Raw genomic sequence first — 18146 nt, 5'->3', positions numbered from 1 at the left:
GCCGTGAACGTCAGTTTTTAGCGGAAACTGCCATGTGCTGAGTAGAAAGGGCCCTCACACGCTATATCTTTTCCCGGTGCCTGTTGGGATGCCGCCCATCTCCGTTATTCCGGATGACAGATTGCCGATGGCTATCAGCATCTCCGCATCGCCGATCGCGACAGCAATGTCGTGCGCAGCTTCGAGAGCCGTGGAGGAAGCAATCCGATCGCCCCGGGCAAGCAGGATTCCGGCCATTTGAATCAGGGCGGAAACCCGTTCAGGCGTAACAATCCGGGACTCGCTGAAATTCCGGTCAGCCTCCTCGAACGACTGAAGCGCCTCCGTCGTTCTCCGCGTGGCGACCTCGCGCATGCCTTTGCGGAAGAGAATTCGCCCTCTGATATCTGAGAAAATTTCGTTGCGAACGAGCTTCGGGTTATCCTGATTGGTAATCAGGTTATCTAGGATGGCATCTGCGTCTTGCTCTCGTCCCTGGCTCATGCAAACGTCGAAAAGCCGGTAGGAGAAGACGAACCAGGACCGGGTATGCTTGCGCACCGAATGGACAAGCTGCGAAAATACCCGTTCGGCCTCATTATATTCACCGGTGAGAAAGCTGACTTGGCCGGACAGCTCCTTCGCGAAAATAATATCCCCATTACCTTCAAGCCAGGCGAGTCCGCCCGCCACGCACTCGCCGGCGAGTGCGAGTTCGTTTCGGCGCAGGTGCATCCATCCGCGATCAACATAGAGATTGCCGACCTCGCCCCTGCGTGCGGAGAAGAAGCGCGCCTTGCGGCCCTGTTCCGCGAGATCGGTGATCTGTCGGCACAGCCTTATTCTGGCGTCCCACAACCCTCGCCAGTTCAGATACCAGGAGATGAGGAACGTCATTTCTACGCAGACGGCGCCAAACTGATCGTCGTCCCGCTCGACCCAGAGTCCGAACGCAACGTCGATCGCCGCGATGACCTCGCTCTCCTCGCCTAGCAGGTGGTGATAACGGGCGAGGTTCCATTCATACCCCCCGTCCTCGCGCAGCCGCTGCCGATAATGATTGAGGTAGGAGGTGACGAGGTCGAAATATCGGGAGTCGGAGCGATTCAGATCGCGTCTGAGCAGATATCGGGCGACATTTACGATGAACGGATGGAGAGCCAGCCGATCGTTCGGCATGGTCTTGACCATTCCCCGTCTTCGCAGTTCCTTCAGAAACCTCTGGCTATCCGTACCTAACGCGACGTCGCAGATGCGGACGACAGCCCGGCGGTCGACAGAGGCACTTGTGAAAAGCCCGAACACCCCGAAGCCATCGAGGCTCTTGGGACCAATTCTCTCGACGCCGGCAATGATCGACATCCGCAGGCGCTCGAACGGGTCCTGATCGTCCGTGCTTGCCTGGCCCATCGCCTCGATGAACTCCGTCAGTGTTCCCGTCCAGTCGTAGCTCAGTTCCGCTGCGATGATCTCGATAGCGAGCGGATGATTTCCCAGTTCTCGCGTCAGGAGCTCAAGATCGCCAAAATCAGGAGCTGTGTCCGACGAGGCGAGGATTTCGTCCAGCATCTCGACGGCGGCATCTGTCGGCAATCCGTCCAGGAATATGGGATGTACCCCATACCTTACGGAAATAGCCCCCCATTCCTGCTGCGCCGTCACGACCACGGCATTGCCTTCGCCGATTGCCGAGAGAAGCATTTCCAGCAGGTCCGCTGACTGCACATCGTCGAAGATGAAAACGGCGCCCAACTCATGCGTCACGCCGCGCAGCCGGGCGGCTTTCGCGCTAGGATCGCTGATCGCCCGAACCGTGCTCCCGCCTGTTGCCGCAATATATTCGAGGATGACGCTGGCTTCGGCACCGGCGCCCACCGGGATCCAGAACACCCTCTGCAGTCGCTCGCTGCGCAGCCTCTGGGCCAGTCTGGCTGCGGTTGAGCTTTTTCCGGAGCCGCTCACTCCGTAGATCCCACACCATCGGAGCGATGTCACTTTGGAATAGGCCTGTTCCAGTTCGTCCACGCGGTCCTTGTAATGCCCGGGAACGCGCGGCTCGAACGAAACAGGCGCATCGAATGATGGCGCTTCCCGTTCGCGATCAACGCTGAAAGCGCCACGTACAAAGGCTGAATCATGGAGTTTTGGCGCATATCCAAGGGCAGCGCCGACGAGGGCGCTGAAACGCTCGTCGCGAAAGGCAGCGCCGATGGGCGCGACGCGCAGCAGGCCATCGGAGAAATGCGCCGGTATTTCCTCGACTACGCCGAGAACGCTCAGGGCATTACCTTCGACACGGGGATACGCCAGGACAGCGCCGGACATCCCCTTCCACAGTTTGCGATCATCGGGCTTGTTCGCCGCAGAGATGGCCCAATCGAACGAACCGCCCTGCTCTGAGAGCGTCAGTCCCCCATGGATCGTATAGTCTTTCAGCGTTCCACCGCTGTCCCAACGGGCTTGAGGAAAACCTGTCGCAGGCACCGCTTCCAGGGGCGCAAGAAGATCATAATCACAGAAATATGGGCTCAACAGGGGTTGCCTTGTAGCGGTCTCCAGCTTGAGCAGGGCGATATCGGGCCCGACCGCTCCTTCCGGCGTTCGCCACACCACGACCGCATCCGTAGGAGGACCCGACCATGCGCCATTTGACGACCGATCGCCGACGATTCGTACTTTCCATCCGGCCGCCCTAGGCGCTCCACTTGGCGCCTCCACAACATGGGCCGCGGTGAGAATCAGACCGGGCGCTATCAGCCTGCCGCTTCCAAAGGCGCTTGTTTGCCCATCATCAAAGTAGATCGCCGCCACATCGGCGACGAACGCACCTGACGTCAACGGCATCTGTGTCATACGCCCTTTGGCAACACCAATGAACTGACCTTGATGGGATTACCGGCTCCATCCGTCACATCAAGTTTAAGCTTGATTTTATGCTGGTGGGAATCACTCGCTTTGATTTCGGAGGACACATCCAGAAAGGCGAAGAGTTTTACGCTGCCGCCCGCTTTAACCTCCGCTCCGAAGGTGATCGCGAGTTCGACCTCTATTTCCTTGGGGGTGAACAAGATGTCCTGGCCCTGGGCTTCGAGAACTGATTCGCGAAGTTCGTCTCGGAGCTGCTTAATAGCCTCCGCCAAGCTCACCTGCATATTGTCCCCCTGTTGATCTCAACCGACCGCCATGAGCAGAAGCCTACACGCTATCGCGCCCTTTGGCATGCTCATTTGCTAGCGGCCGGACGTCCACCCCCTTCGCGACGGCCCGACCCCGCGCCATCTCCCGAAAGACTCGGACACTCCCTAGCCGGCACCGTCTTGCGTCGTCCTGAAGGTGGAGTGCCTTGGGCGGTTGATCCCGGGCGAGCACTTCAGGAATCTGTGGAACGAACAGGCGATCAGCCGTCGTCGTGCATTTGTCGCCATCCGATCGCTCGCAAACGACCGGTTTATTCGAAACCCGTCATTCGCTGACGGGCGCTGGAATGACCGCAAAGTCCCAGATGCAGACGTCGGCTCCCCACCCATCCCGGTCATCCAACAACGGTAGCTAATTTGTCCCCGCGCTCTAGTAGACTGATTTTGACATTTGCGTCCCCTGTCGGCACGCATGGGTCCGCCAATGTCAAAATCGTGAAATCCACTGGGATCCCATATTTCCAGTGGTCCGAGGAGATTCCGGCATTCGGGCGAGACCTGGCCTCGAACGGTATCGAATGTTAGAACCGGACCACCGGATGAACGGCGCGCCCAACCGAAAGGACAACCGACATGGACAAGATGATGATCGCACAGCCCCTTCGCTCTGCCTTCACGAAAGTCCCTGTTTATGTCCGCAATTTCCCTGTCCAACCTGTGCTGGTCCACGCCTGACGGCAAGCCCGTCCTTACCGGCCTGGATTTCCGCTTCACGTCCGAGCGCGTCGGCCTGATCGGCGGCAACGGCGTCGGAAAGTCGACCCTGATCGCGCTGATCGCCGGCGAACGGCGCCCGTCCGCGGGGTCTGTCCATGTCGGCGGGTCCTTCGCCACGCTGCGGCAGACGCCCGACATCGACGGCAGCATCGCCGACCTGTTCAACGCGGGCGACGCGCTGGCGCTGATCGACAAGGCCGAGTCGGGCGCGGCGTCGATGGACGAGCTGGACCGGTGCGACTGGACGCTGCCGCAGCGCATCGCCGACGCGCTGGCGGAGGTCGGGCTGGCGCAGGATGCGGCGACACCGCTGCGCGCCCTGTCGGGCGGCGAGCGCACCCGCGCGGCGCTCGCCGCCGCCGTCTTCGCCGAACCGGACTGGCTGTTGCTGGACGAGCCGACCAACCATCTGGACGCCGAAGGCCGGGCGGCGCTGGTCGCGCTGCTGGCCCGCTGGCGCGGTGGCGCCATCGTCGTGAGCCACGACCGCGACCTGCTGGAAACCATGGATGCGATAGCCGAGCTGACCACGCCGGGCCTTGCCCGTTATGGCGGCAATTGGTCCGCCTATCGCGCGCGCAAGGATGTGGAACTGGCCGCCGCGCGGCACCAGATCGACCATGCCGAGCGGGAGGTGGCGGACCTGACCCGCAGGATGCAGACGGCGACGGAGCGCAAGCAGCGGCGCGACGGGGCCGGCGCCCGGCAAGCGGGACGCGGCGGGATGCCGCGCATCCTGATCGGCAAGCGGCGCGAGCAAGCCGAGCGATCGGGCGGCGATGCCGCGCGGCGCGCCGACCAGCAACGGGCGCAGGCGCAGGACGCCGTGGCGGAAGCCCGTTCGAAGGTGGAGATACTGGCGCCGCTGACAGTGACGCTGCCGTCCGCGCAGGTGCCGTCGAACCGCAGGCTGCTGGCGCTGGAGCATGTGACGGCGGGCCACGATCCCGCAGCGCCGGTGCTGCGCGACCTGAACCTGACCGTCACCGGGCCGGAGCGGATCGCGATCACCGGCGCGAACGGGGCGGGCAAGTCGACGCTGCTGCATCTGATCGCCGGACGCATCGAGCCGCTGGCCGGCCGCGCCCACCGACCGGTGGGCTGCGCCCTGCTGGATCAGGATGCCGGGGTGCTGGACGGGGATGCGAGCATCGCCGAAAATTTCGCCCGGCTGCAACCCGGTTCGACCCGCAATGCGGTGCATGCCGCACTGGCCCGGTTCCGGTTCCGCGCCGATCTGGCGCTGCAACGGGTCGCCGCGCTGAGCGGCGGGCAGAAGATGCGCGCGGCGCTGGCCTGCGTGCTGGGCGGCGAGGTACTGCCGCCGCTATTGCTGCTGGACGAGCCGACCAACCATCTGGACCTGGAGTCCATCGATGCCGTCGAACGGGCGCTGGCCGCCTATGACGGCGCGATGATCGTGGTCAGCCACGATGCGGCATTCCTGGACGCGATCGGCATCGACCGGCGCGTGGCGTTGCCGCGATGACCCCGGTCAATGCGCCGCCGATGTATCGACATCGGCCCTGGGACGGGGCGCCAGCCAGACCAGCATGGCGGCGACGAACATCACGATAGCGGAAATGAAGAACACATAATCCACCGCGACCGCCGTGCTTTCGCCTTCCACGATGTTGGAAATCACCTGTCGTACCTGGCCCGCACCCATGCCCATGGATTGCAGCGTGCGCTGCGCATCGTCGGGTTGCAGCGCACCGACGATTTCGTTGCGCGCCACGCGCTGGGCATCGCCCCATCCGGTCAGGACAAGCGACGTCGCGATGGCGATGGCCATCGTGCGCAGAAAATTCTGGAGGCCCGCCGCCGACGCGGTCTCGCTGGGCAGCACGGACCCCAGGGTCAGGGTGGTCAGCGGAATGATGAAGAAGGGCATCGCGAATCCCTGGATGAACTGCGGCAGGGCCAGGGCACCGAAATCGGCGCCGCTGGTCCAGTGGGCACGCCACAGCGTCATGCAGGCAAGCCAGAACACCGCGCTTGAAATCAGGATTCGCGCATCCACCCGGGTCATCAGCCGGGCGGCGATGGGCGCCGTGAAAAGCGCCGCCGAGGCGGTAAAGGCAGTCACGATGCCCGCCCATGTCGCGGTATAGCCCATCGACGTCTGCAACCATTGCGGAATGACGACGATGCTGGAGAAATAGGCGCCGAAGGTGAGCGCGAGCGTAAACACGCCGGACGAAAAGCCCACATGGCGGAACACGCGCAGGTCCACCACCGGGTGCTCCTCGGTCAGTTCCCAGATGATGAACACCAGGAAACCGATCGCCGCCAGCACGGCAAGCGTGGCGACCAGCGGGTCGGCGAACCAGTCATGATCGCGGCCGATATCCAGCATGATCTGAAGACAGCCGATCCAGAAGACCAGCAGCGCGAGCCCGACCTTGTCGATCGGCACCCGGGCGGTTTCGGTTTCCACCACGCGCAACAGCGCCTGGGTGAAGACGATGCAGAGCACCGCGATCGGCACGTTGATGAAGAAGATCCAGTGCCAGCTCCAATTGTCGCTGATATAGCCGCCGATGATAGGCCCCATGGCCGGCCCCAGCAGCGTCGTCATCGCCCACAGGCCCATGGCGCGCGGCCGCATTTCGGGGGGGAAGATGCGCATCAGGAGGGTCTGCGACATCGGCATGATCGGCCCGCCGCACAGGCCCTGGCCGATGCGCGCGGCGACGATCATGCCCAGCGACATGGACATGCCGCACATGACGGAAAACAGGCCGAAACCCATCATCGCGAGGGTGAACATGCGCACCACGCCGAACCGCTGGGCCAGCCAGCCGGTCAGCGGCACGCAGATCGCCTCCGCCACCGCATAGGATGTGATGATCCACGTCCCCTGATCGGGCGATATACCCAGGTTCCCGGCGATATGGGGCACCGACACGTTGGCGATGGTCAGGTCGAGCACCACCATGAAATTGCTCATGGCCAATATGACGCCGGCCAGCGTCCGCGTCCGGGGCGAGAGCCGCCCGAAAATCTCTTCCTCTTCGCTCATCGCCCGGCTGTTCCTATTCGCCCGAAAGGTCGATATCGACGTCCATCGACAGGCCCACGCGCAAGGGATGGGCAGCCAGTTCCTTCGGGTCCAGTTCGATGCGCAGGGGCAGGCGCTGCACCACCTTTATCCAGTTGCCGGTGGCGTTCTGCGCAGGAATGAGCGCCATCGAAGACCCGGTGCCGCCGGAAAATCCGACCACCTTGCCATGATAGACGACATCGCCACCGTACAGGTCGGACGTCACCTTCGCCGGCATGCCGATTTTCACCCGGCGCAGCTGGCGCTCCTTGAAATTGGCATCGACATAGAGTTGCGCCACAGGGACGATGTTCATGATCGGATTGCCCTGGGCGACACGCTGGCCCACCTGCACCTGCCGCTTGCTGACGATCCCGTCGATGGGCGCGCGAATGACGGTGCGTTCGACGTCGAGCCGGGCGGATTCGAGCCTGGCCTTGGCCGCCATGACGGCCGGGTCGGTTTCGACGGTCGACCCCCGGACCAGCGCGTCATTGGCCGCAAGTTGGCCCGAGGCCGCGCTGCGCGTCGCCTGCGCCGTCTTCACACCGGCATCGGCCATATCCAGCGCGGCACGCGCGGCGGAGAAGGCCTGGCGGGCGGCCGTCACCTCGTCGCCCGATACCGCGCCGTCGTCCACCAGCGCCTGGCGCCGTTGCAGATCGACCCGCGCCTTTTCATATTCGGCACGCGCGGTCGCCAGCTGTGCGCGGGCCTGCACGATATCGGCGCCGCGCGCATCCACCTGCGCGGCCAGGGCATTGCTGGTCGCCGCCGTCTGGCGGAACCGGCGCCGTGCCTCGGCCAGGTCCGCTTCCGCCTGGGCGACCGCGATCCGCGCATTGGTCGGATCGAGCTTCACGAGGATGTCGCCCTTCTTGACCGCCTGCGTGTCGCTGACCAGCACCTCGATCGCCTGGGCCGAAAGCAGGGGCGTCACCTGCGCCATTTCGGCGTTCACATAGGCATTGTCGGTGCCGACATGGTTGCGCCCGACCAGCAGGTACCAGGCGCCGTAGATCAGGCCCAGCACGATCACCGCCAGCGCCAGCCGGGAAAGCCATTTCTTGCGCGTGGCCTGCCGCTTTTCGGTATCGGCTTCGGTGTCGACAGACTGTTCGGAAACGGCGTCAGCCATGCATATCGTCCTTGGACATGGAAGCGCTGGCGGCGAAACCGCCGCCCAGAGCGCGGATAAGGGCAATGTCGAGCGAGAAGGCGCTGGCTTCCAGTTCGGAAACCGCGCGTCGCGCGGAAAGCAACTGATCTTCGGAGGTCAGGACGTCGAGATAGGTCGACAGCCCACCCTCGTAACGCTTCCGCGCGACGGTGTAGGCATCCTGCGACGCCGTCACGGCCGCACGCGCGTCGACCAGGCGCTGCTCCACGGTACGGCGACTGGTGACCGCGTCGGCCACTTCCCGATAGGCGCCGAGCACGGTCTTGTCGTAGGTCGCCACCGCCTGGTCGTAGGTCGCCCGCGCCCCGCGATATTGCGCCCGCAGCGCGCCCCCGTGAAAGATGGGCAGGCTGATGGCGGGACCGGCATTGCCGAAGATCGAATCCTCCTTGAACAACGTGTCCAGGAAGGGCGTCGGGCCGCCCGCCGCACCGGCACCCGTGAAAATGGTGTTATAGCCCAGCGACTGCACGCCGATCAGGGCGCCCAGGCGCACGGCGGGATAGAAGTCCGCGCGGGCGACCTTGATACGCTTGGCGGCGGCCTCGGTCCGGGCGAGGGCGGCGGCGATGTCGGGCCTGCGCGCCACCAGATTGGTGGTCACGTCGGCCGGAAGGCCGAGCGGCGACAGGGTGCCGGGCTTGGGCCGGGCGATCGACAAACCCCGATCCGGACCGGCGCCGATCAGCGCGGCGATCTGGTGCTGGCGCAGTTCGATCGCCATCTGCGCGCCCGCCAGCCGCGCCTTGGCGGAGGACACAGTGGCATCGGCCTGGCGCACGCCGCCCCGGGTTTCCAGCCCGTTGCTGCGCCGCTGTGCCACCAATTTCTGGCTGGCCAGGCGAATGTCCAGCGTCTGCCGTTGAAGATCCGCCTCATCATAGAGACGGGCGAGATCGGCATAGGCGTCGGCGATGCCGGTGGTGAGCGCCAGCCGCGCCTGACGCGCGTCGATTTCGGCCGCCCGCGCTTCGGAGGTCGCGGCCGCGAGCGTAGCCTTGTTCTTGCCCCAAAGGTCGAGGTCGAAGCCGAGATCGAGCGCGACCCGTCCGGTCCCGAGCCAACCCTGCGGCACGAAATCCTTGGGCATGCCCATATTATAGCTTTGCTTGGTCGCCGCCGCGTTCGCGTCTAGGTCGACCGAGGGCAGCAGGGCCGCCCCTGCCTGACGGGCCATCGCCTGCGCCTGCCGGAACCGGGCTGCCGCCATCGCCATGTCCGGCGCGTTGCGCAGCCCCTCCTCGATCAGGGTCGTCAGTTGCTGATCGCCATAGGCGGCCCACCACCGGTCATCGGGCCAGGCCGCCTGCGGCGCGGCGAGACTCTGGCCGGCAGCCACCGTCGCCGGCGCCCGGACCGCCGGTTCCGGGCCAAGATCGGGCACCGCCGCGCACGCCGGCAGCAACAGCACCGATGCTGCGGCCATCACTGTGCGGGAAGAAAAAGCCATACGACTCACCGTCATAACAAACCGTACCATATAGTATGCAATTCGCCCTTGCGCCTGTTGCCGGACCTTGTCAACCGACTTATCGTACTATATGGTACGGAAAATCATGGAGACGGAAAAGCAGCCCGCGGGCGGCCGCAGAGAGACGCGCCGAAGAGATCGGCAGGATATGATCCTGACGGTCGCGCAAGGCTATTTCATGGACCATGGTTATGCCGGAACGACGATGTCCGGCATAGCCGCGGCACTGGGCGGTTCCAAGGGGACATTGTGGAATCATTTCCCTTCCAAGCAAGAATTGTTCGCCGCGGTGATCGACCGGGTTGCGCGCGCCTATCGCGCGCAATTGTCGCAGATATTGACGCATGATGACGATCTGGCGATGACGTTGCGGCGTGCCTGCATCAGTATCATCCGGAAAGTCACATCGCCCGAGGCGATTGCGCTGCACCGCCTGATTATCGCGGAAGGCGGGCGCTTCCCCGAGTTGAGCCGGACCTTTTTCGATCTTGCGCCGCGCAACACGCGCGCCCTGATCGCGAAATTCCTGTCCGGCGCGATGGAGCGCGGGCGGTTGCGCACCGCCGACCCGGAGGAGACGGCCCGGATATTGATGGCGTTGTGCATGGCGGGATGCCACCACCAATTGCTGATGGGACAGACCGATCATGCCGACGAGCGGCAAATCGAATATGATTCGGGGCTGGCGGTGGACACGTTCATGCGCGCCTATGCCGCCGACGGGCCATATCCCGATCAACCGTGCCGCTCCGCGCCGTCGAGCATGTAGCCGCATCTCTTCACCGTACGCAGCATGGGACGGGCAAAGCCCCTGTCTATCTTGCCGCGCAGGCGGGACATATGCACCTCCACGCTGTTGGTTCCGGGATCGAAATCCAGTCGCCAGACCGCGCGCAGCAGGTCGGTGCGACTCACGACCTGCCCGGCATGGCGAGCCAGATGCAGCAGCAGGGCATATTCCCGCGCCAGCAGGGCCACCGTCCGTCCGCCGCGCGTGACACTGCGATCGACGAGATGGATCTGGAGGTCGCCGATGCAGAGACGGGGGCCGGACGCTTGCGCCAGGCGGACGATCCGGGCCACCGTTTCCGCTTCGTGCATCCACGGGCCGACCACATCGTGCGCCCCGCCCTCCAGCGCGCGGGCGCGTTCGGCGGGATCGTCGACATGCTGCCACAGGATGGTCGCGCCGCCGGCGCGGACATGCGGACGCCCCCCATGCCGTTCGATCGCCAGATCATACCCGCGTGCACTCAATGCCCGGGCGACCGGTGCGAAATCGCTTCCCATGCCGTGACATTCGACCCGTCCGCCCACATCCGACCCGTCATCCGCCGACGCGGCTCATCCCACTGATTGGTCAGGGGGAAAACAAGCCATTTCATATCCGTAATGGATGTTTCCGAGCAAGGTCGCGGCTGCGCGGCTGACCAGCGGACTACAGGACCGCGCCCCCCGTTCGCGATGGGCCAGCCGCTCCGCGCCGGACAGCCCCGCATCAATGGCGCGCCAGGCGGTCGCGCGCATCGCGTCAACCGGGTGACGATCGGCGAAATCCTCGGCCAGGTCGCGGGCGTCGGCATGCCCCGATGCGACCGCCAGTTCCAGCAGCAATTGCGCGCTGGCGACGGTCATGCACGCGTCGATCCGCTGCTGTGCGGTATCGAACCGGAACTGGCGCCGCCACCCTTGCCCCGGCACGCTGGCGAGGATGTTGAGCGACACGGACAGCGCCGGCGGCGGCAATTGCGCATGAATGTCGCGATTCGCACGATAGAGCAGCATCCGCCCCTGGGTAAGCTGGCCGCGCTCCAGGAAGCGCAGTGCCACCCGCTCGCCGTCGACGCCCGCCACCCTTGCCGGGTCATAGTCATAATAGTCGGACATGTAGCCCGGACCGAGATAGCCGATCGTCAGGAAGTCGAAGCCATGATCATGGGGCACATTGTAGAGAAAGGAGGCCGCGCCGTTCATCCGCACGACATGATCGTGCATCGCCGGCCAGAAAGCGGCGCGCAGCACATATTTGCCCGTCGGCGGGCGCAGCAGCATCACTTGCGCCGAATAAGGATTGAAGCGTCTTTGCCCGGCGCAGCGGGTCTTGAGTTCCTCCATGGCACAGGTCGCGAGGAAGTCACGATTGCGCGACAATGCGCGCAACATCGGCGCGGCGGCGGCCAGCCCGTCCTCGCACGACGGATCAAAGGCGCTGCTTTCGCACCAGTCCACCAGATCGTCGAGCGTGACGGCAGCCCCGTCATCATCCGGGGCGATCAGGCGCGGCACGGCCCGATCCCTTCAAAGGTCCGCCGGGCGAGCGCGCGCACCGCAGCGTCCGGCTCGGTCCGCGCCATGTCGGCCAGGCACGGCAGCGCGGCGGCGGTGTCGAGCGCGAGATATTCGCGCATCACCGCCCAGCGCTGGCCCGGCAGGGGGGCGTCGAGCGCATCGACGAAATGGCGGGCGGCGTCGCGCCAGCCGGTGAGGCGCAACAGCGACAGCAGCATCAGCGTGCGCGCATGGCGCTCGTCCGCCTGGGCGGACGCCACCACCGTGCCGCTGGAAAGATCGGCGACATGCGACCGGACCGGGCCGTCCGGCGCGACCTGCGCCCGCAGCAGCAGCGCCGCGTCCGCTTCGGGCATCAGGCGCAAGGCTTCGCACCGTTCGTCCAGTTCCAGCAGATCGCCCACCCGCACCCGCCGTTCCCCGACGGCGATCGCCCGCCCGTTTTCCAGCCGGTACATTGTCCCGCGCAGGTCATGCGCCAGCGGGCGGCACAGGGACACTCGACCAGAGAAATGCACGCCGTCGCCCCTTGCCTTCGACCGGTCGACCACGGTCGCGGTCACCCAGATGCGTTCGGTCCGGGCCAGCACCAGATGGCGCGCCGCGTCGTTGCGGCTGGCGCGCAGCGGGGGCAGATGCAGCGGGTCGGCGCGCATGGCCATGAGGCCGTCTGCGAGCAGCGCGTGAAACCAGCCAATATGCCGCAGATACGGCCTGATCATCGCGACGGCGTCTTCGAGCGGGGCGCGGCCGGCATCGTCGACCGCCCGCGCCAGTGCCGCCGGAATCACGGCTGGTCGATGACCGCAATCACCACGTCCATCAGGCTGATGTCCAGCGCGTCGGCCCCGACCTGGCCGAGCAGAGCGGGACCATCGGGCAGGTCGGCGATGTCTTCGATGGCAAGTTGGGGAATGACGCCGTGCATGATGTTCTCCCTGTCGGTGATGACGGGGCAAGGCTATGGCGCACCACCGGTCGCAGCCAGTTAAATGAATTTAATGTCGTACCGCGGCGTTAACCATTTATTCGGGCGACAATCCTAGGCTCCGGCGTCTGGCAGGAGGTTCATCATGCAGTTCATGAAGCGGGCGCCCCTTCATCGGCGCGAGACAGCCGGGACCGACCGGCCGGGGCAGCCGCTGCGGCGCCTTCGCCTCCTTTTGATCGACGAGAATCCGACCGCCCGCACCGTGGCGGCGCGCCGGCTTTCGCATCTCGACCATGACGTGATGTTGGCGGAAAACGGCCATGTCGCACTCGGCCAGTTGCTGACGCGCCCGGCCGACATCATCCTGATCGACATGGGGCTGGTGCTGTTGCCGGCCATCGCCACCATGAAGAAGATCCGGTCCGCCAAGCTCGCCGGGAAGGCCTGTTTCGTGATGCTGACCGGGCGGCTGGACGCACAGTCCGCGGTCGAGGCGCTGGACGCGGGCGCGGACGATCATGTCACCAAACCGTTCGATTTCGATGTGCTGGATGCCCGGCTGCGCCACCTGCACCAGCGCGCCGAACAGATGGACATGCTGGCCCGTAACAATGCCGAACTGGACGCGCGCATCGCCCGCCGCGCCGTGGAACTGGGCGAAACGCGTGAGGCTCTGCGCGAATTGCAGGCCGACCGGGCGCGGCTCGTCTCATCCATCCAGGCGCTGCACGACGAGCTGGAGCGCCTGGCCGCGCAATAGCGATCGGGTCAGGCGGTGGGCGACCGGTCGCGGACATCCCTTCCCAGTCATCCCGGGCTTGGCCCGGAATCCCGCCTTTTGCTTGAACGCTAAATTGTGAGAGGGAGCGAGGCCCCGGATCAAATGCGGGGTGACAAGAACGGGAAGGATCGTAAACCTCCCCGTCTCCCCCATCCAGTCAGTCCGGTAAATCGTCCGCACCGCCCAGCGTCAGCCAGAGCGACACCCCCTCGACCCGCGCTTCGGGCAGCGCGTCCGCGATGATGCGCACCGCGTCGGCGCGCGCGCGGTCGAGGATGGCGTCAGGCACATCGGGGCGATGATAGAGGCGATCCGCCTGCGCCAGCATTCGCGCGTCACGCAGGGTGAGGTCGTCCGGGTCGGCCGAGCGCAAGTGCAGGACATGGAGTTCGCTCACCGGCGCATCGGGACTGTCCGCAAGCCAGAAATCAACATCCGGATCGAAGCCGAGCGGATCGATCGCGCCGCCGGGCGCCAGCGCCCGCGCGAGCGCGCGCCGGCGCGTGCCCGCATCGGGCCACAGGCGGCGCAGTTCGGCCCGGGCCGCGAACAGGGCGCGGGCAAGGTCGCCCAGATGCACGGGCAGCAACGCTTCGAGGCGCTGGCGCAGCGCCGCCGCCAGTCCGGCGGACGCGCCGCCGGTGCCGATGGCGACCAGCACCGGATCGCGATCCACGATCGCGGGCAGGGTGAAATCGCACAGGTCGGGATTGTCGGTCGCATTGACCAGCACGCCGCGCGCGCGCAGGCGGGCCGCCACGTCGGCGTCGCCATCCGACACGATGGCGATCCGCGCGTCGCCGTCCGCCTCCCCCACCACGCGGGCGCCCGCGCGTTCCAGCAGGCGGCGCTTCGCCTCGGCCGCCTCGCCCTGTCCGGTCACGATGACCGCCCGCCCCTCCAGCCGCAGGAAGACGGGCAGGCTGTGCATCAGGCCGCCAGCCAGTCGGGGATGATGTCTCCGTCGATCAGCGCCTGCACCGGCGGGCGTTCGCGCACCACCGCCCATTTGTCGCCCGCCACCAGCACTTCCGGCGTCAGCGGCCGGCTGTTGTAGGTGCCTGCCATGGTCGCGCCATAGGCGCCCGCGGTCATGAAGGCGACCAGATCGCCCGCCGCGACTCTGTCCATGTCGCGATGCATGGCGAATGTGTCGCCCGTTTCACAGACAGGCCCGACCACGTTGGCGGTTTCGCGCGTGCCGTCCGGCTTCACCGCGCGGATGTCGTGCCACGCATCATAGAGGCTGGGGCGCATCAGGTCGTTCATCGCCGCGTCGACGATAACGAACGGCGCCTGCGCGCCCTGCTTCACCCGCACCACCCGCGACAGCAGCGCGCCGGCGTTGCCCACGATCACCCGGCCGGGTTCGAACATCAGCCGGACGGGCCAGCCGCGCGTGACCCGCGTCACCATCGCGCCATAGTCGGCGGGACTGGGCGGCACCGGCCGGGAAGGATCGTAGGGCACGCCCAGGCCGCCGCCCAGGTCGGCCGTGCGGATGTCATGCCCCGCCGCAGCCAACCGTTCGACCAGCGCCCCGACCTTGACGAAGGCGGCCTCCAGCGGGGCGAGATCGGTCAGCTGGCTACCGATATGGACGGCGACCCCCTGCACGTCGAGGCCGGGAAGGGCGCGCGCGGCGGCATAGCTTTCCATTGCCCGGTCATAGGGAATGCCGAACTTGTTTTCCGACTTGCCGGTGGAAATCTTGGCATGGGTGCCCGCGTCGACATCCGGGTTGATGCGATAGGCGACCGGCGCCGTCCTGCCCATCGACAGCGCGACGTCCGACAGCATCTCCGCTTCCGGCTCGCTTTCCAGATTGAACTGGTAGATGCCCCGTTCCAGCGCCAGGCGCATTTCATCGGCGGTCTTGCCGACGCCCGAAAAGACGATGCGATCGGCAGGGATGCCCGCCGCCATCGCGCGCAGCAGTTCGCCGCCCGACACCACGTCCGCGCCCAGCCCAAGCTTCGCCAGCGTCGCGAGCACGGCGGCGTTCGGATTGGCCTTTACGGCGAAGGCGATCAGCGGATCGTCCAGTTGCGACAGGCCGTCGCGGAACACGCCGACATGGCGTTCCAGCGTGGCGGTCGAATAGACATAGACGGGGGTGCCGACCGCCTGCGCGATGGCATCCATCGGCACCTGCTCCACATGCATGGCGCCGTCGACATAGGTAAAATGATCCAAGTCGGAAGTCCTGTAGCTTAGTTGGGCTGCTGTTCGGGCGGCAGGTCGAAAGGATCGTCCCCGCGTTCGCGCGACTGGGTCAGCAATTCCACATTGCGTTCGGGCCGGGCCTGCGTCGACGGATCGATCAGTTCGGCCGCGGTGGGCGCGGTCGCGGCACCGACCGGCACGGCGGGCAGTTTCTGCCCCTCCACCGGTTTGAGCGGCTGGCGTCCGCCGCAGCCGGACAGCGCCAGCGTCGCCAGCGCCAGTCCCGCGATCATCGCCTTCGTCATAGGCCCAGCTCCTGTTTCGCCTGCGCTATCCGCGCGCGCACCTGGTCCGGCGCGGTGCCGCCATGGCTTTTGCGGCTGGCGACCGATGCGTCGACCGTCAGCACCGCATAGACGCGTTCGTCGATCCGCGCGTCAATATCCTTCAGCGTCCCGACCGGCAGCCGGTCGAGCGGCACGCCCGCAGCCTCCGCGGCCGCGACGGCGCGGCCGGTGATATGATGCGCCTCGCGGAAGGGGATATTGCCTTCGCGCACCAGCCAGTCGGCAAGATCGGTCGCGGTCGCGAAACCGCTTTCGGCAAGGCCCCGCATCCGGTCGGTACGGAAGGTGACGGTTTCGACCATCCCGGTCATCGCCGCGATCGACAGGCCGAGCAGGTCGTGCGCCTCGAACACCGGCGGCTTGTCATCCTGCATGTCCTTGGAATAGGCGAGCGGCAGGCCCTTCATGGTGACGCAGAGCGCGTTCATGCACCCCATGATGCGGCCGGCATGGCCGCGCACCAGCTCGGCCGCGTCGGGATTGCGCTTTTGCGGCATGATCGAGCTGCCTGTCGAATAGGCATCGGGCAGCTTGACGAAGCCGAAGGGCTGGCTGGCCCAGATGACGAACTCCTCCGCCAGTCGCGACAGGTGGAGCGACGCCTGCGTTGCCGCCATCAGATAATCGAGCGCGAAGTCGCGGTCGGATACGCTGTCGAGGCTGTTGTCGGTCGGCTTCGCGAAGCCCAGCGCCGCCGCCGTCATGTGCCGGTCGGTCGGGAAACCCGTCCCGGCCAGCGCCGCCGCGCCGAGCGGGCATTCGTTGAGGCGTGCGCGCGCATCGGCGAAACGGCTGCGGTCGCGGCGGACCATTTCATAATAGGCCATGAGATGGTGGCCGAGCGTCACCGGCTGCGCCGATTGCAGATGGGTGAAGCCGGGCATCACCGCGTCGGCATGATCGTGCGCCCGGGTGACGAGCGCGCGCTGGAGCGCCAGCAGGCCCGCCTCCACCTCGTCGATCGCATCGCGGACCCAGAGACGGAAATCGGTCGCCACCTGGTCGTTGCGGCTGCGCGCGGTATGCAGCCGCCCCGCCGCCGGACCGATCAGTTCGGCCAGCCGCGATTCCGTGACCATATGGATATCTTCCAGGTCCAGATTCACCGGTACGCCGTCGGCTTCATATTCCGCGGCGATGCGGTTCAGCCCCTCGGTGATGGCCTGCGCATCCTCGCCATCGACGATGCCCCGCGCAGCCAGCATCGCGACATGCGCCTTCGATCCGGCGATGTCCTGTTTCCACAGACGCTTGTCGAAGGGGATCGAGGCATTTATCTCGCGCATGATCGATGCCGGGCCGGCGGCGAACCGCCCGCCCCACATGCTGTTGGAGCCTGCCCCCATGCTATCGTCGTTGCGCGCGCTAATGATACTGCTCCTGCCTGCCGCTCTGGCGGCCTGCGATAGGCAATCCCCGTCCGGGGAGCAAGCCGGTCCGAGCATGAGCCAGGAGGTTCCCCCGACCAGCGGCAACGCGGCGGCGACCGAGGAGGCGGATGGCAGCAAGGACGGTGCCTTCGACTATCGGCTGGACCGCAGCAAGGCGGGCACGGCGGCGCCCGGCTTCTCTTTCCTGGACCCGGACGGCGGCGACAAGAGGTTGCAGGATTTCGCCGGTCGCCCCATGCTGGTCAACCTTTGGGCGACATGGTGCGCGCCCTGCGTCGCGGAAATGCCGACGCTGGACCGGATCGCTGCGGCCTATGACTCCAAGGGACTTGCCGTGCTGACCATCTCGCAGGACAATCAGGGGCTGAAGGCGGCGAAACCCTTTTTCGAGAAGCATGACCTGCCGCACCTCAAGGCCTGGGCCGACCCCGAAAACCAGTTCGGCTTCGACTATGCGACCGGCCTGCTGCCCACCACCGTCATCTATGACGCGCAGGGCAAGGAAATGGTCCGGGTGATCGGCGCGATGGATTGGGAAAGCGCCGACGGACGCGCGCTGATCGACGCGGCGCTGGCGTCCTGATCGCCCAAGACGGTGCGGCGCAACAGGCCGCCTTTGTTAAAAATACCCAGAATTTCAGCCATAATTAG

17 protein-coding genes are annotated in these 18146 nt (G+C 65.8%); 4 read left to right on the top strand and 13 right to left on the bottom strand.

Features of this window, described 5'->3' with window-relative positions; all coding sequences use genetic code 11:
• Positions 1-54: 54 nt before the first annotated feature.
• Together J3E64_RS00475 and J3E64_RS00470 are read right to left on the bottom strand one after the other, a co-directional pair.
• On the bottom strand, positions 55-2832 hold the full coding sequence (locus tag J3E64_RS00475; protein WP_253338476.1) for an NB-ARC domain-containing protein: 2778 nt from the start codon (positions 2830-2832) through the stop codon (positions 55-57).
• The gene (locus J3E64_RS00470) at positions 2829-3131 is read right to left on the bottom strand and encodes a trypco2 family protein (protein ID WP_253338474.1); all 303 of its coding nucleotides are present in this window, start codon (positions 3129-3131) and stop codon (positions 2829-2831) included. Before J3E64_RS00470 ends, J3E64_RS00475 begins: the two co-directional genes overlap by 4 nt.
• 676 nt (positions 3132-3807) lie before the next feature.
• Between J3E64_RS00470 and J3E64_RS00465 the strand changes: the two genes are divergently transcribed.
• Positions 3808-5382: an ABC-F family ATP-binding cassette domain-containing protein gene (locus tag J3E64_RS00465; RefSeq protein WP_253338472.1), complete on the top strand. Its 1575-nt coding sequence runs from the start codon at positions 3808-3810 to the stop codon at positions 5380-5382.
• A 6-nt stretch (positions 5383-5388) separates the two neighbouring features.
• Here J3E64_RS00465 and J3E64_RS00460 read toward each other — a convergent pair whose 3' ends face one another.
• The 3 genes from J3E64_RS00460 to J3E64_RS00450 are packed head-to-tail and all read right to left on the bottom strand — an operon-like array spanning position 5389 to position 9584.
• Complete coding sequence (locus J3E64_RS00460; protein ID WP_253338470.1) at positions 5389-6918, bottom strand: DHA2 family efflux MFS transporter permease subunit; 1530 nt, start codon at positions 6916-6918, stop codon at positions 5389-5391.
• A 13-nt stretch (positions 6919-6931) separates the two neighbouring features.
• The gene (locus tag J3E64_RS00455; protein ID WP_253338468.1) at positions 6932-8077 is read right to left on the bottom strand and encodes an EmrA/EmrK family multidrug efflux transporter periplasmic adaptor subunit; all 1146 of its coding nucleotides are present in this window, start codon (positions 8075-8077) and stop codon (positions 6932-6934) included.
• Positions 8070-9584, bottom strand: a complete 1515-nt coding sequence (locus tag J3E64_RS00450; protein WP_253338466.1) for an efflux transporter outer membrane subunit — start codon at positions 9582-9584, stop codon at positions 8070-8072. The genes J3E64_RS00455 and J3E64_RS00450 overlap by 8 nt, the downstream gene beginning before the upstream one ends.
• 154 nt (positions 9585-9738) lie before the next feature.
• Here J3E64_RS00450 and J3E64_RS00445 point away from each other — a divergent pair, with 154 nt between their 5' ends.
• A complete protein-coding gene (locus J3E64_RS00445; protein ID WP_253338464.1) occupies positions 9739-10359 on the top strand; it encodes a TetR/AcrR family transcriptional regulator in 621 nt (206 codons plus the stop codon).
• Here the strand turns inward: J3E64_RS00445 and J3E64_RS00440 are convergent.
• The 4 genes from J3E64_RS00440 to J3E64_RS00425 form a co-directional block, all read right to left on the bottom strand.
• Entirely contained in the window at positions 10326-10880 is a 555-nt protein-coding gene (locus J3E64_RS00440) for a response regulator transcription factor (RefSeq protein ID WP_253338462.1), read from the bottom strand. The genes J3E64_RS00445 and J3E64_RS00440 overlap by 34 nt on opposite strands.
• A 54-nt stretch (positions 10881-10934) precedes the next feature.
• Complete coding sequence (locus J3E64_RS00435) at positions 10935-11876, bottom strand: transposase (RefSeq protein ID WP_253338460.1); 942 nt, start codon at positions 11874-11876, stop codon at positions 10935-10937.
• A complete protein-coding gene (locus J3E64_RS00430) occupies positions 11864-12601 on the bottom strand; it encodes a hypothetical protein (protein WP_253338458.1) in 738 nt (245 codons plus the stop codon). The genes J3E64_RS00435 and J3E64_RS00430 overlap by 13 nt, the downstream gene beginning before the upstream one ends.
• A gap of 65 nt (positions 12602-12666) precedes the next feature.
• Positions 12667-12807, bottom strand: coding sequence for a hypothetical protein (locus J3E64_RS00425; protein WP_253338456.1), 141 nt, complete (start codon positions 12805-12807; stop codon positions 12667-12669).
• A 154-nt stretch (positions 12808-12961) separates the two neighbouring features.
• Here J3E64_RS00425 and J3E64_RS00420 point away from each other — a divergent pair, with 154 nt between their 5' ends.
• A complete protein-coding gene (locus tag J3E64_RS00420; RefSeq protein WP_253339356.1) occupies positions 12962-13570 on the top strand; it encodes a response regulator transcription factor in 609 nt (202 codons plus the stop codon).
• A 178-nt stretch (positions 13571-13748) separates the two neighbouring features.
• On the opposite strand, the gene J3E64_RS00415 is transcribed toward J3E64_RS00420, so the two are convergent.
• The 4 genes from J3E64_RS00415 to argH are packed head-to-tail and all read right to left on the bottom strand — an operon-like array spanning position 13749 to position 17429.
• Positions 13749-14522 carry a bifunctional precorrin-2 dehydrogenase/sirohydrochlorin ferrochelatase gene (locus tag J3E64_RS00415; protein WP_253338454.1) on the bottom strand — a complete coding sequence of 258 codons (774 nt, stop codon included), beginning with the start codon at positions 14520-14522 and terminating at the stop codon, positions 13749-13751.
• Entirely contained in the window at positions 14522-15787 is a 1266-nt protein-coding gene (lysA, locus tag J3E64_RS00410; protein WP_253338452.1) for a diaminopimelate decarboxylase, read from the bottom strand. Before lysA ends, J3E64_RS00415 begins: the two co-directional genes overlap by 1 nt.
• A gap of 17 nt (positions 15788-15804) precedes the next feature.
• Positions 15805-16062 (bottom strand): hypothetical protein, encoded by a 258-nt coding sequence (locus tag J3E64_RS00405; RefSeq protein WP_253338450.1) that lies wholly within the window; start codon positions 16060-16062, stop codon positions 15805-15807.
• A complete protein-coding gene (gene argH, locus J3E64_RS00400; protein WP_253339354.1) occupies positions 16059-17429 on the bottom strand; it encodes an argininosuccinate lyase in 1371 nt (456 codons plus the stop codon). The genes J3E64_RS00405 and argH overlap by 4 nt, the downstream gene beginning before the upstream one ends.
• Positions 17430-17472: 43 nt before the next feature.
• On the opposite strand from argH, the gene J3E64_RS00395 reads away from it, so the two are divergent.
• The gene (locus J3E64_RS00395; protein ID WP_253339352.1) at positions 17473-18078 is read left to right on the top strand and encodes a TlpA disulfide reductase family protein; all 606 of its coding nucleotides are present in this window, start codon (positions 17473-17475) and stop codon (positions 18076-18078) included.
• The last annotated feature ends 68 nt before the right edge of the window (positions 18079-18146 follow it).

Source organism: Sphingobium sp. OAS761 (assembly GCF_024168485.1).
Lineage (GTDB): Bacteria > Pseudomonadota > Alphaproteobacteria > Sphingomonadales > Sphingomonadaceae > Sphingobium.
The sequence above is the reverse complement of the archived record's forward strand: the minus strand, read 5'-3'. Positions and strand labels throughout refer to the sequence as shown.